Origin of the sequence: Rhodonellum sp. (assembly GCF_030656585.1) — a bacterium.
GTDB lineage: Bacteria > Bacteroidota > Bacteroidia > Cytophagales > Cyclobacteriaceae > Rhodonellum > Rhodonellum psychrophilum.
The window spans coordinates 104,115-118,227 of the sequence record NZ_JAUSPP010000067.1 but is presented as its reverse complement, the minus strand read 5'-3'; the positions used below and the strand labels follow the sequence as shown (position 1 = coordinate 118,227).

Annotated in this window: 6 protein-coding genes and 1 pseudogene; 1 reads left to right on the top strand and 6 read right to left on the bottom strand. The window is 45.2% G+C overall.

Going from position 1 to position 14,113, the window contains the following annotated elements; all coding sequences use genetic code 11:
• Nucleotides 1-6: 6 nt before the first annotated feature.
• From Q7J63_RS17550 to purL, 3 genes are all read right to left on the bottom strand, one after another.
• A complete protein-coding gene (locus Q7J63_RS17550; protein WP_304888015.1) occupies nt 7-2,037 on the bottom strand; it encodes a thioredoxin domain-containing protein in 2,031 nt (676 codons plus the stop codon).
• Nucleotides 2,038-2,104: 67 nt separating this feature from the next.
• A complete protein-coding gene (locus Q7J63_RS17545; protein WP_304888013.1) occupies nt 2,105-3,091 on the bottom strand; it encodes a GSCFA domain-containing protein in 987 nt (328 codons plus the stop codon).
• Between the two features lie 247 nt (nt 3,092-3,338).
• A complete protein-coding gene (purL, locus tag Q7J63_RS17540) occupies nt 3,339-7,019 on the bottom strand; it encodes a phosphoribosylformylglycinamidine synthase (protein WP_304888011.1) in 3,681 nt (1,226 codons plus the stop codon).
• A 618-nt stretch (nt 7,020-7,637) separates the two neighbouring features.
• Here purL and Q7J63_RS17535 point away from each other — a divergent pair.
• Nucleotides 7,638-9,248, top strand: a pseudogene (locus Q7J63_RS17535) (adenylate/guanylate cyclase domain-containing protein); the annotation flags it as partial.
• Nucleotides 9,249-9,823: 575 nt separating this feature from the next.
• Here the strand turns inward: Q7J63_RS17535 and Q7J63_RS17530 are convergent.
• The 3 genes from Q7J63_RS17530 to Q7J63_RS17520 form a co-directional block, all read right to left on the bottom strand.
• Nucleotides 9,824-11,017, bottom strand: coding sequence for a S8 family serine peptidase (locus Q7J63_RS17530; RefSeq protein ID WP_304888009.1), 1,194 nt, complete (start codon nt 11,015-11,017; stop codon nt 9,824-9,826).
• Nucleotides 11,018-11,074: 57 nt separating this feature from the next.
• Nucleotides 11,075-12,628, bottom strand: coding sequence for an IS5 family transposase (locus tag Q7J63_RS17525; protein ID WP_304888007.1), 1,554 nt, complete (start codon nt 12,626-12,628; stop codon nt 11,075-11,077).
• A gap of 370 nt (nt 12,629-12,998) precedes the next feature.
• Nucleotides 12,999-13,808, bottom strand: coding sequence for an alpha/beta fold hydrolase (locus Q7J63_RS17520; protein ID WP_304888005.1), 810 nt, complete (start codon nt 13,806-13,808; stop codon nt 12,999-13,001).
• Between the last annotated feature and the right edge of the window lie 305 nt (nt 13,809-14,113).

Below are 14,113 nucleotides of genomic sequence, written 5' to 3'. Positions count from 1 at the left end.
AAGTATTTAGGCTAAAGTGGGCAATTGTACCAAAGCGTCGGCTGGATCAGCAACCGGCTTTTGACAGGCCTTGTTGAAACATACGTAAATTAAAGCATTTCCCTCCAGATCAGGGGTCTTGTGGGCCAGTAGTGGAGGATTTTCTCCGACATTCTCCGTCGCTGCAAGGATAAATTGTGGGTGATGGGATTGCATCAAGGTTTTGGCTTTATCCTTTGCTCCTTTGCCTACGATGGCGATTTCGGCTTTTCGGACTAAAGTGGTCAAATACAAACTGGCCCAATTGCACAGATATGCGGGTTCGGATACAATCAGTTTATGGATCGATCCAAGCATATTCTGGGCAATTTCAGCATATTTTTCCTCATAGAAATACAGACTCAGATCCTGGAGATTTCGGGCCATAATGGAATTCGAGGCGGGGATGACATTGTCGAAAAGCTCTTTTTTGTTTGCGATGAGTTTTTCCGCCTTGGGATTGTTGAAAAAGAAAAAACCATCCTCTGGGTCAAGGAAATTGTCCAAAACAAAATCACATAATTTCTTGGCTTCAATCAGCCATTTTTGATCAAATGTGGCTTGATAGAGGGCTATAAAACCCCGGATCACGGCGGCATAATCCTCCAGAAATGCGGGCGTATATGCCGTTCCGTTTTTATAAGACCTTTGAAGAACCCCATTCAGGAGCATCTTTTTTAAAATAAATTCCCCGTTGCTGACGGCCAAATCCAATGGTTTTATGTCGCTGGTGGCCAAATAGGCCTGTACCAATCCGAAAATCATCAACCCATTCCAGCCACTCAGGATTTTGTCATCCAGTCCTGGGTATATTCTCTTGCTCCGCACTTGGAGGAGTTTTTCTTTTGTTTGCTGTAGCCTTTCCATATAGTCAGTTTCTGGAATTCCCTCAGCCTTGGCCAGTGTAGCATAGGAATCGGTCTGGAAAAGTATGTTTACCCCTTCTTCCCAGTTTCCGTCCTTTTTGAGGGTGTAGAGTTTGGCAAACCATCCCAGGTCTTCCCCCAGCAGGCTTTCCAACTCGGTATATTTCCAGGTATGGAATTTCCCTTCCACCCCTTCACTGTCCGCATCTTGTGCGGCAAAAAAACCACCTTCTTCCTGAAGCATTTCGGATTCCAACCAGCCCAGGGTTTCATTTACCTTTTCCTTGAAAAAAGGGTCCTGGGTAATCTGAAAGGCTTTGGCATAAAGCTCCAGCAATTGTCCATTGTCATAGAGCATTTTCTCAAAATGAGGGGCAAACCATTCCCCATCCACCGAGTACCTGGAAAACCCACCCCGGAGATGATCGTAAATACCGCCCATTCCTATTTTTCGGAGGGTAAAGAATACTTCATCCAATAGGGTTTCGTCTTTCTTGAGGACTCCATAGTCCAAAAGAAAACTCCAAATGGCTGGCATGGGGAATTTTGGGCTGCGTTTCATACCTCCCCATTCCGAGTCGAATTTGTCCCGCAATTGCTTGACGACAGCGGCAAGTTCTTCCTTGGAAAGCAGGGCTTTTTCAGCTTTCAAATCATATTTTTCACTTTCACTTCTGGCGATACTTTCCCCGAATCCTTCGGCGCTCTCGGCCAACTGGTCGAAATGTTTTTCGAATGAATCCGCGATGTTGCTGAGCAAACCTTTCCATTGTTTGTTCGGGAAATAGGTGCCTCCATAAAATGGTTTTTGGTTGGGCATCAAAAATACATTGAGAGGCCATCCTCCCTGTAAACCCATGGTTTGCACGGCTTCCATGTAGATGTTGTCCAGGTCAGGTCTTTCCTCACGGTCGATTTTGATGCAGACAAAATGGGTATTCATGAGCGCAGCGGTGGTCGCGTCTTCGAAGCTTTCCTTCTCCATTACATGGCACCAGTGACAGGCAGAATAACCAATGCTGACCAAAATAGGCTTGTTTTCCGCTTTTGATTTACGAAGGGCTTCCTCTCCCCAAGGATACCAATCCACGGGATTATGGGCATGCTGGAGGAGATAGGGGCTTTGGCTATGGATTAATCTGTTTGTCTTCATGGAAAAATAAAAATTGATGAAAGGGAAATCCCGATTTACGATCACATGAGGGGTCGCAAATCGAATTTTATTTCCCCCTGTATTGAACCTGCTTCCTGAGTTGGTCGATCTCTTTGGAAAAATCAAAATCATGGCTCATTCGTTCCAATTTTTTGTGGAGATTTTCGAGGAACTTCAGGTGGGCAGGGCTCTCCACATTGAAGGGCCTGTGCGCCAAGTCTTTTTTGATGCTTTCCACTTCCTTGATAATCGGGAAGGATTTCGGGTCGATCCAAGCCATCATGAATTTTTCCCAGATATATTCTTCGGCCTGCTCGGTGGGGTGGACGAGGTCTTCCTTGTAAAATCGATAATCCCGAAGCTCATCCATCATGATCTCATAGCTTGGAAAATAATGTGCATTTGGAAATTCGGTGACGATTTCATGACAGGCCAATCGCAAAATACTTTTGCTCAGCTGGTTTTCGGGGATTCCATCCTTGGTGTGGCGCACAGGACTGACTGTCAGGATGATTTTTGCTTTGGGATTGAATTGCTGGAGGATGGACAAAAAGGAGGCAAATGCCTTGGTGATTTCCTCTGTTTTCAGCAGGCGCTTTTCGAACAAACCTGCCGGTTGTTTATGGCAATTGGCCACAATTTGATCCGAATTTCCATATTCATAGACCCATGCCGTCCCAAAAGTGATCAAGATGTGCGTTGCTTTTTCCAGTTGCACTTTGCTCAGGTGCTGCTTTTTTTGAATCAGTCGGTCCAAGGATTCCTTGCTATAGGCCACCACATCGGAATGCATACCGAAATGCAGGTACAGACCATCCCGAATCAAGATCAGATCCGTATTGACCGGCATCTCCAAAATGGAATCTTCCATGGCTTGGCAGATGGACACTGGATTGAACAAGGTTCCAAAAGGATTGTTGACCATGTTGAATTTCCTGTCCTGGAGTTTCTCGCCTATCGTACTGGAAAAACAGGACCCAATCGAATACAGGACCGCATCGTGGTTGATTTTTGGTTCAAAGGATGGAATTTCAAAAGCTGTGGTCCATTGCATGTCCTAAAATTATAAAGAATGAAGGCAAAGTCATGAGTTTGCGATACTAATTTTTTGAATTTGCCAAGTGGATGGCAAGGAAACAAAAATGAGACCGATCATTTCCATCGGTCTCATCTCTCTGTTTTTTATATCTCTTTTCATAATATCCAGCATTCGCTGAAAATCCCCAAACCGGATTTCTCTATCCAAAAATCAAAGAATGATTCTGGTTTTTATTTCCGGTTGGTTTGAAAAGCAATGGCCATCAATGGCTTTCCACCCATTTGTACGCATTCACGAAGGCTTCCACCCAAGGGCTTACTTCTTCGTTGAGATTTTCCGATGGATAGTAGGGCCAGTTCCAAGGTTTCAGGGATCTTTCGATATGGGGCATGATGGCCAGGTGTCGTCCATCTTCCGATACGATTCCCGCTACCGCATGGTCGGAACCATTCGGGTTTCCAGGATAGGCTTCATAGCTGTACACCATCCCGATATTGTAGGAATCTTTGGGTTTTGGAAGTTGGAATTTTCCTTCTCCATGTGCTACCCAGACACCCAGTCTTTGACCGGCAAGGCTGCGGAACATCACCGAATTGTTTTCGGGGATATTGACATTGACAAATGCCGATTCGAATTTATGGCTGGCATTGTGGAGCATTTTGGGTTTCACGTCGTGGTCAGGGGTGACCAAACCGAGTTCAACCATCAACTGGCAGCCGTTACAAACCCCGAGGCTGAGGGTGTCTTTTCTTGCGTAGAAATTGTCCAAAGCCAATTTTGCCTTTTCGTTGTAAAGGAAAGCGCCTGCCCAGCCTTTGGCCGAACCCAACACATCGGAGTTGGAGAAACCTCCCACAAATACGATCATCTGCACATCTTCCAGATTCTCACGGCCGGCAATCAAGTCCGTCATGTGCACGTCTTTCACGTCAAAACCCGCCAACCAAAGCCCGTAGGCCATTTCACGGTCTCCGTTGACTCCTTTTTCACGGATGATGGCGGCACGTTTTCCACTGCTTGTTTTCCTATAAGGATTCAAGCCAAAAGCGTCATACGTTCCTTCCCAGTTTTGACCAAATCGATAGGATAATCCTTGGGATTTGTAATTGTTGAACCTGTCCAAAGCCAGCTGATCGCCGCTCTGTTTTTTGTCCAAGAGATAGGAAGATTTGAACCAAACGTCGCGCATTTCAGCAACAGACAGGCTCAAGTCAGTACCAATTAGTTCTACCTTGCTATCAAGGGTTACTTCCCCGATTGAAATGTACGCAATGCCGTGGTTTTCCAAAACGGACCTGGTTCTTTCTGGATTGGCTACCTGGATCAAGACTCCTGGGTTTTCGGCAAAAAGTGCCTTGGTCAAATCTTTTTCGGGAAGCCTGTCGGTCTTTACCTTCAATCCGATTTGGTTGGAAGGGAAAGTCATTTCCAACAAGGCGGTAATCAATCCGCCGGAAGATATGTCATGGCCTGCCAAAATCTCTCCTTTTGAGATCAAGTTCTGAACAGTCATGAATGCTTTCGCAAAATATTGGCTGTCCAATACATCAGGGGTTTCGGTACCCACTTTGTTCAAGACCTGCGAGAAGCTGGATCCGCCTAGTTTGGCGCTGTCTTTGGAGAAATCTATGTGGAAAACCTTGCTCCCGACGATCGGTTTCAGGTCGGGGGAAACGATTTTTTTGATGTCTGCACATGTTCCTATTGTCGAAATGATGACAGTACCTGGGGAAAAGACGACTTTTCCATCGGGATACTTTTGGGTCATGGAGAGTGAATCCTTTCCCGTGGGAATATTGACGCCCAGATCGATGGCAAATTCACTGACTGCCTGCACTGCCCTGTAAAGCCGGTCATTTTCTCCCGGATTTTTGGAAGGCCACATCCAGTTGGCACTCAGGGAAATTCCCTGCAAGCCTTCCTCGATCGGCGCCCACACCAGGTTGGTCATCGCTTCCGCAATCGCAAGTCTGGATCCAGCCTCTGGATTGGCCAATGCCGCTACCGGCGCATGCCCTATCGAGGTGGCGATTCCTTTGACTCCTGTATAATCCATGGCCATGACGGCCACGTTGTTCAATGGCAATTGGATTTCTCCCGTGGTTTGTTGCTTGGCAACCCGGCCCGTTACAGATCGGTCCACTTTGTTGGTCAGCCAGTCCTTGCAGGCCACGGCTTCCAATTGCAACACTTCGGTGATGTGTTTTTTGAGGTCTTGGAGCTTGTATTCAGGCTCTGAAAAATTGACTGCCAAGGTGCTGTCTTCCAGGATTGTCTTTGGAGAGCTGCCAAACATGTAGGAAAGGTTCCAGTCCACAGGTTTTTCGCCCGTCGCCTGGTTTTCGAACTTGAAGTGCATGTCTCCGGTGGTTTCTCCCACGACATAGAAAGGAGCTCTTTCCCTTTCGGAAATTCTCTTGAGCAAGGCGACGTCTTTTTCGCCAACGACCAATCCCATTCTTTCTTGGGATTCATTGCCGATGATTTCCTTGGCCGAAAGGGTTGGGTCTCCGACAGGCAGTTGATCCAGATAAATGGTTCCCCCTGTGGTTTCCACCAATTCCGAAAGACAGTTCAGGTGTCCACCTGCGCCGTGGTCATGGATGGAAATGATGGGGTTGTCATCGCTTTCTGCCATGGCACGGATGACGTTGGCCACCCTTTTTTGCATTTCCGGGTTGGATCTTTGGATCGCATTCAATTCGATGGCATTGCTGAATTCTCCCGTATTGACGGAGGAAACCGCGCTTCCACCCATTCCGATCCTGTAATTGTCTCCGCCCATGATGATGATTTTGTCACCTTTTCCGGGTTCGTTTTTCTTGCTGTATGGGGCTCTGGTAAAACCCACGCCTCCTGCCATCATGATCACTTTGTCAAATCCATGATGTTTTTGTCCTTCTTCGTGTTCGAAAGTCAAAACTGAACCTGAGATCATGGGCTGACCGAATTTGTTTCCGAAATCACTTGCGCCATTGGAAGCCTTGATCAGGATGTCCATGGGGCTTTGGTAAAGCCAGTCTCTTTCCGGAAGATTTTTTTCCCATGACCTGCCTTTTTCCGATCGGGTGTAAGAGGTCATGTAAACCGCCGTTCCTGCCAGTGGAATGGAGGCAGTACCGCCAGCCATTCTGTCCCGGATTTCGCCGCCCGCTCCCGTGGCGGCTCCATTGAAGGGCTCCACAGTGGTAGGGAAATTATGGGTTTCCGCTTTCAGGGAAATGACGGTGTCGATGGTCTCTGGCTCAAAAAAATCCGCTTTGTCCTGTGTTTTAGGGGCAAATTGCTGGGCTTTTGGGCCTTGGACGAAGGCCACATTGTCTTTGTAAGCTGAGACGATTTTATTGGGATGTCTCTTGGAGGTTTCCTTGATGAGTTGAAAAAGGGTGTGTTCCTTTGTTTCTCCATCGATGATAAAAGTGCCATTGAAGATTTTGTGCCTGCAATGTTCCGAATTGACCTGGCTGAAGCCGAAAACCTCGGAATCTGTGAGGGGTCTTTCCAGTTGACGGCTGACATCCTCCAGGTAATCGACCTCTTCTTCACTTAGGGCAAGGCCTTCTTTTTTGCTGTATTCGCCGATATTGGATACCGGGATGATTTTTTCGGGTTCCAGATGGATGTCAAAAACATCCTGGTCCAATCCGATATACACTTTCTGCAACATCGGATCGATGGAATCCCCTACGAGGATTGGGAAGTATTCTTCCATCCGAAGGATACCGCTGATACCCATGTTGCCGGAGATTTCGACGGCATTGGTGGACCATGGGGTGATCATTTCTTTTCTTGGTCCCACAAACCTGCCTTCAACCTTTCCGGTTTTTAAGGCCTTTGCTTCGCCAAAAAGCCAGATGAGTTTGTCGGTGTCAGTGGCATTGAGGGGGTGATGGGATTGTACGGCATATATTTTTGCCTCAAGGGATTGGAAAAAGAGAATCATGTCCGGGGTTTTGGATGGCTTTTCAAGAAGTACAAAGGTAAACAATTGGGGCAAAAGAATAAAGATTTATCAACAGTCAGGCTCGAATAATGAAAGGGGATTGTTTTTTCGCCCATTCGAGCCGTCAGAATAGAGGTTCAATACCAATTTATAAATCGGCGATTGGAGTCGTTTCCCTTCAATCCTTTCAATTTTCTGATCAAAATCCATCATGGAAGTTTTGAAAAGAAGGGAATGCCCAAACCAAAAAAAAATAAAAAAATCCGATTTGATTTCTTCTTTGATAATGATTTATCGTTTAAATAATTGTGTAAGGAAACACAGTTAAAATTGATTAATTTTATACGTGTAAGTAAATACAGTGGGTATCCTTATCAATTCAAAAAAAACTGAAACACCGAACTTAGCCGGCCTCAAAATTCCCCAATTGAAAAAATAGTTTCTTCACAAATATGGGGCAACAGGGGCCGGAGTTGTTGGATCTTGTTGGAGGTGCAATGGGGACAAAAACAGCTATGGCTTTTCCGGGATTCTTAATGGAAGAAGTGCCAGCATACGCCTGTTTGCCAGTTTGATATTTCAAATTTCAGCTTCTTGAACAATTTTTTTTAGCCACAAATGAAAAAGGAATTGACAAGAACTTCAGCCGCGATCATGTTTTCGGACATCGTCGGATATACCGCCTTAATGGGGGAAAATGAAGAGCATGCGTTCAAGTTGCTGAAAAAAAACACAAAGAATCACCACGATATCCTCAAATCCCATCACGGAAAGATGGTCAAAGAACTTGGCGATGGAGTTTTGTGTGTGTTCGAAAATGTGACCGAGGCCGTACAGTCCGCCTTGGATATCCAGCGGCTTTACAAAGATTCAGATGAAATCAGTCTTCGGATAGGCATTCATTTTGGTGAGGTAATATGTGACAAATCAGATATCTATGGAGATGCCGTCAATCTGGCCTCCAGAATCCAAATGATCGGAATTCCCGGATCAATATTGTTGTCGGAAAGGGTCCATCAGGAAATTTCCCATGTGTCGGTTTTCAAATGTGTTTCCTTAGGAAATTTTGATTTAAAAAATGTCAACCATACCACCGAAATTTTCGCCCTAGCCAATCCAGGCCTAAAAGTGCCCAAACGCGGAGATTTGGAAAAAATCCTTAGGAAGCAGGAGAAAAAACTCATGTTGGCGGGCTTGGTCTTCCTGTCCCTTATGGTGATGGCGCTTTGGATGTATTACAGTTCTTATATCAGGGCACTCACAAACGAACCTGAAAAGTCCATTGCCGTCTTGCCATTCCAAAATATCGACAACAATCCCGAAAATGACTTTTTTAGTAAAGGCTTGACAGAAGACATCATTTCACACCTTTCCAAAATATCGAGTTTGAAAGTGATCTCAAATGCAAGCGTAGAGGCCTATGACTACCAAAATGAATCCCTCAAGGACATCGCAGCCAGTTTGGGGGTAAATGTAATTCTCGTGGGAAGTGTGCAGCGCTCGGGGAATACCGTCAGAATCCGGGTGCAATTGGTCGACGCAGTCAATGAGGTGAATTTATGGGCCGAAACATTCGACAGGGAGTTGGTGCGGCTTTTTGATGTACAAAGTGAAATTGCCTTCAACATCGCGCAGTCGATGAGTGCCCGGCTGACCAAGGAAGAAATTTTGCTCTTGGACAAAAAACCCACGGCAAACATCAGCGCTTACGAAATTTACCTGAGAGGAAGGGACTATTATTATCAATATGAGGCCGGTACCAATAAATTGGCAATCGATGAATTCAAAAAAGCGATTCAAATGGATTCCAGTTTTGCCTTGGCTTGGGCAGGTTTGGGTGATGCGTACGGTCAATTGTATGGGAGGTTCAATGGGGAGAAATTCTGGATTGATTCCAGCCTGGTGGCAAGTCAAAAAGCCCTCAGCTTGGATTCCAATCTTTCGGAGGCGTACAATTCAATGGCAATTGCCCATAATTACAGAAGTGAATATGACAAAGGGTTTGAGCTCTTGCAGAAAGCGGTTTCGCTCAACCCAAACAATGCACAGGCGGTTGGGAATCTGGGGACCGGGTATTTTTTCAAAGGAAACCTAGAGGAAGCCCTCAAGTGGGAAAAGAAGGCAGCGGGGCTCAATCCAAAACATTATGTCCCTTACCAAATCGTGGGATGGACCTACAGACTTTTGGGAGATTATGAAAATGCGGAATTGTGGTTGAATAAATCACTTGAATTAAAACCATTTAGGGATACCTACGAACAACTTGCCCTTCTTTACATAGGCCAAGGTAAAAAAAGCGAAGCCAAAAAGCTGATCCCTGAACTTTTCAAACTCGGACCAACAGAAAAAGTGTATGAAACCGCTGGCCTGATTGCCTTTATGTGTGGAGATCCTAAAATGGCTAAAACCTTTTTTGAAAAATCCCTGGATCTAAATCCCTTGTTTGGAAGAGATCCGATGGCCATCAGTGCAATCTATTTGGGACATATTCTGCTTGCCGAAAAAGAATATTTGGAAGCCAATTTGTATCTGGACAATGCGTTTGAATTGAACCTTCAGGAAATAAGGAAAGGTGCCCAATATGAGGAGCATGCCTTCTACTTGGCCGGAATCTATGCCACCAGAGGCAAAACAGAGGAAGCAATCCAGTATCTGAAAATCGCAAGGGGCCAGAATTGGAAGGATCATGTTTTGGCTTTTTACAATCCACTTTTCAAAAGCATTCATGACCATCCGGAGTTTGTCAATATCTGTAAGGAATTGGAAACCGAAATGAAAACCCAATTGGAGAGGGCCCAAAAAAATCAGACCCTCGGGATATTGTATGAATTTCCCTGGAAGGTGATTGAGCCGTCGATTGCGGGTGGAGCTGCCTTTGCGTGGATAATTCCTGCCACCAGTGCACAAGCCATGGAAGTTCCGGACATCACTTCATATGTCGCATCTGGAAAAGTAGAAAACACAGCAGTCCCCGGTGCTACCCAATCCACTGGAGGTATTCCTGAATTGGAGTACGAGGCAAAGTTGCCATAGCCGTTTTTACAATCAAAATCCAGGGCTGCCACTGTAAAAACCCTGGGATTGGAACTATGGAAACAACCGGGCAAATTCCGATTGGCATCCCCAAAATCATTGCCAGCTGACATCACTATATATAAACCCCTACGTGCCAACCTTCGGATTGCCGGGATCACATTGCGATTGGAAGCGCAATTGTCCACGTCATATTCTCCCAAGCTAATCATGACGACATCTCCTTTTATTGCATTTTGAGCAAGATAATCAAAGGCCAAAAGCAAATCAGACCAATATCCTTCTCCGCAGCGATCGAGCACTTTCAAGGGAACCACTTTTGCAAATTTTGAAACCCCATTCATCCCATATCCATCAGGGCTTTGGTTTGCTGCTTTGCCGGCAGCTATTCCGGCACAATGGGTTCCATGTCCGGTGCCATCAACGGTAGCATCAGGTTCTCCATCGACGAATGATTTTGCAAATCGGGTTTCTACGTTCAGGTCGGGATGGTTTTTGTCCACCCCTGAGTCCAATATCCAGATCCATTTCATGGGATTTGCGCTTTCCACGGAACCACCCACCAAATTCACCGCGCAACTCGTCTTTTTTGTGGGATCATAATTCCAAGATTGCTGGATAGGCCTGCCTTGTTGGATGGGTCTTCCTTGCTGTATGGGTCTTCCCTGCATTTGGAAATCCGGCTCTACATTTTCTACAAAGGAGTCCTTTTCAAGCGTCCTTATTTCCTCATTGGTCAAGTAAGCAGTGAAACCAATATTGCTGAAGATAAATTTATTTTCGACCTCAATCCCATAACCCTTGGCAAATTCATCGATCTGGCCAAGTAGTAGAAGCATTTTATCATCAAACTCCTGTGTGGGTTTTTCCGGACGCTCCTCTTTCAAATCTTCTTGGATGAGCGGAGAAGCAAATGAATCGTTCAGAATGATAATAAAACGTTTTTTTTTCGACTCTTGGACCAAAATCATTGAGACAAGAGCGGGTAAAAATGACAAAATAAGTAGGGCCTGCTGAAAAACTCAGACGCTACAGTTTTTTAAAACCAGTCCAGATGGCCATCTGGACTGGTTTTTTAATTCTAGACTTGCAAGAATTCGGTTTATGGTGTTCCTGAATATGATTTCCAGTTCCTCCCATGCTGAAAAACTCAGGCATAAGAGTGCTTGCCCGGCCAATTTGACCAGGTTGAGCACTAGGATGATGGAGGCGATCCACGATTGACTTGTGTTTTTGAGTCTTGCCCTGATCCGGCTCATGCCGTATCCGTTTTTTGCCTGCCCAAACTTTCCTTCTATGGGATTCCTCTCTCCCGGACTTACGTGGTTTTCCACTGCCTTCGCCGATGGCCTGCCTAATGGTTGGGCCGCCAGTTTTATGCTCCTCTCCTGCAGCCATTTCCTGTTTTCTCTTGTGCAGTAGATCTTGTCTGCCAGAACTTTTGCGGGATAAAAACCAAACCTTGCCCGGTATTTTTCCACGTATTCGGTCATATGACGTCCCTCATTGAACGCATCCCAGGACAAGGTATCCAAAAATGAAAAGCCGTCAACCAGGCTCAGGTGGATCTTGGTCCCAAATTCCGTCTTTGCCCTTGACTTTCCCCTCACTATTGGGCGTACATGGGGTTCGTGGATGCTTACGATTCGGTCCTGCATCTGGTGGCTTCTGTCCTCAAACATCTTCAGCTGTTGCTCTTTAAGGGTTTGGATGATCCAGTAGGTTCGCTGCATCCGGTAGCTCAGCGGAAAGTCCCCGAAGCCATCCAACTGTTTTTCAATTGTTGTGATGTTTCTATTTAGATATTGAAGCTGGGATCTGATCCCTTTTCGGATCACCCTTTTTGATGGATTTTTGTTCTGTGCCACCTTCAGATAGGCTTTTCTGGCTATTTTTCGATAGGTCCGGGGTTTCTTACCCTGATTGTTTTTCAGGTGGAGCTCATCGATGATGTCTTCCGTGATTTCCCGGGCTTTGTTGAGCAGCCCATGATCTGTCGGATAGGCGATATCCTGCGGACAGGCCGTCGCATCATAGATCACTTCCCCTTTGTTTTTGCCTTTCTCTTCGTTTTGGTCCTCCTCTTTGAGGGGTTCATCTCTGTTTTTTTTGGTTTTTTTCTTTTTCTCAACGCTTCTTTCCATGGAAAACTCAAGGATTCTTTGGTTCATTTCCCCGATCAGTTCCTGTCCCAGCCGCTTTCTGATATTAACGAAAAGAGACGCATCGAAGGGAGCTTCCTTTATATATGAGCTGTATCCGAGAAAGTATTGAAGATAAATGTTTTCTGTAATCTGGGCTACGGTTTCCCGGTCATCCAGATTCAATATATGCTTGATAACCACAGCACCGATCAGGACTCTGGGGTTCAGTCCGGGTCTTCCGGTCTGTTTGGGCGGGTTGCGTTTGTTGAAGATATTGACCAGGTCATCCCAAGGAATCTGGGCGCTGAGCGCAACCCACCGGTTGGTGGGATCCAGCTGGTTGTAAAAAGGAGTCTCAAATCCGGAGAAAGCCAGTTGGCTTGGGCTGGTATATTGGCTGCGCGGTGCACGCCTTTTGGAGGTCTTTTGCATAGTTCCTTGCACTTGTCCTCACTTAAATTGCAGAAAAACCCGCTTAAAACCAATAGAAGCTCATAAATTTACTTTATCAGCAGACCCTAAGTAGGCTTGCGATTTCCATGGTCATAAAAGTTTAACCCATGGGATGCATTCACATTTCTTCTCGAGCTTGAAAGTGATTGATAATCAGTCAATGGTTCGCTTTTTTTTGTCTTCTCCAGTTCAGTTAGACGCCACATTCTCCCAATAGTCTGATTTTCTAGCATTTTCAACCCCTTGGATAAGCCAATGCATATTTCGGGTTGGATAAAATTAAAAGTCTAATGACAAGGAAGTTAGCTAATTTTCCCCAAAATTCAAATGCCAACATTCGAAGAAATGCTTAAGCAATTCCTGAATTCTCCTTCAGTAGGTAATCTACCGTTTCCTCGATAAGGGTATTGTGCCCACAGGGCAATTCGAGGATTTGGATTTGTGGGATTTTGGAGCTGAAAGGGTGGAGATTTTCGGAAGTAACCATTTTATCAAATTTTCCAGAAACCAAAGTAATCGGTGTTTGCGATTCCCGAAAAGCAGCGATAATCTTTTCTAAGTCAGGCTGAAGGGGTTTGAAGACATTCCAGGTGAAATAGACCTGAGCCCGCTTGGTTCGGGTGCGCATCTGAGATTTCACGAATTTGATAAAGCTGCTTTCCAATAGTCCCAGGCGGTGAAAACGGTCCATCCATTTGAAAAATTGCCTGGGATGAAAAACTACGTACTTGAACAAGCGGTTGAAGGCACCTGGAAATGTCGCCATGTTGTACCAAAACCCGGTTTTGATACCGTCTGGAGCCATCAATAGGAGAGAAATCACCCTTTCGGGAAACAATTCGAAAGTGACCAAGGAAAATTTCCCACCCATGCTGTAGCCCACCAAATTGAATCGTTCGAAATCCTCCTTTTCCATCAGATTCAAAAGGATTTCTTTCCAAACCTGTTTTGTTAGTTTTTGACGGGTGCTGATCCAACTGCTGTGTCCATGATAGAAAACATCAAATACCAGAAAGCAGTCATTATTGGTTTTCAACCTTAGAAAGGGATCAAAAGCTTTCATCGTCTGGCCAAAGCCATGGAAAAGCAAGTGGGTATTTTTGCCGTTGCCGTGTTTTTTGTAGGCCAATTCCCCAAATGGAGTCTGTAAAAATTGCATGTCCAATATTAAATAAAATTGCAGACAAAAAGGTGGTTTGGGTAAGGAACACATTTTTCAATGGAATTAAACCCGTTTTATCCAGTTCGAAGTCAATTCAATATGGTACTTAATGGATGTTCAATCAGTTGTGAATTTTTTTCTAAATTCACCCTAGTGGTATCAGGAATTAGTCTCCCTATAGTCTGATTTTCTTGCAGTTTCGATCTCATTTGGAAACCTGCTGCATATTTCCATCTAACTTAATCAAGTTAGATGCTTTACGTTACTTTTCCAATGTCTTAGAATTCGGGTTAGAAGAATAA

What these genes read in the sequence shown, in the direction of transcription:
- Q7J63_RS17520 (WP_304888005.1), bottom strand. Translation starts at nt 13,808, where the DNA reads ATGCAATTTTTACAGACTCCATTTGGGGAATTGGCCTACAAAAAACAC.
- Q7J63_RS17545 (WP_304888013.1), bottom strand. Translation starts at nt 3,091, where the DNA reads ATGCAATGGACCACAGCTTTTGAAATTCCATCCTTTGAACCAAAAATC.
- purL (WP_304888011.1), bottom strand. Translation starts at nt 7,019, where the DNA reads ATGATTCTCTTTTTCCAATCCCTTGAGGCAAAAATATATGCCGTACAA.
- Q7J63_RS17525 (WP_304888007.1), bottom strand. Translation starts at nt 12,628, where the DNA reads ATGCAAAAGACCTCCAAAAGGCGTGCACCGCGCAGCCAATATACCAGC.
- Q7J63_RS17550 (WP_304888015.1), bottom strand. Translation starts at nt 2,037, where the DNA reads ATGAAGACAAACAGATTAATCCATAGCCAAAGCCCCTATCTCCTCCAG.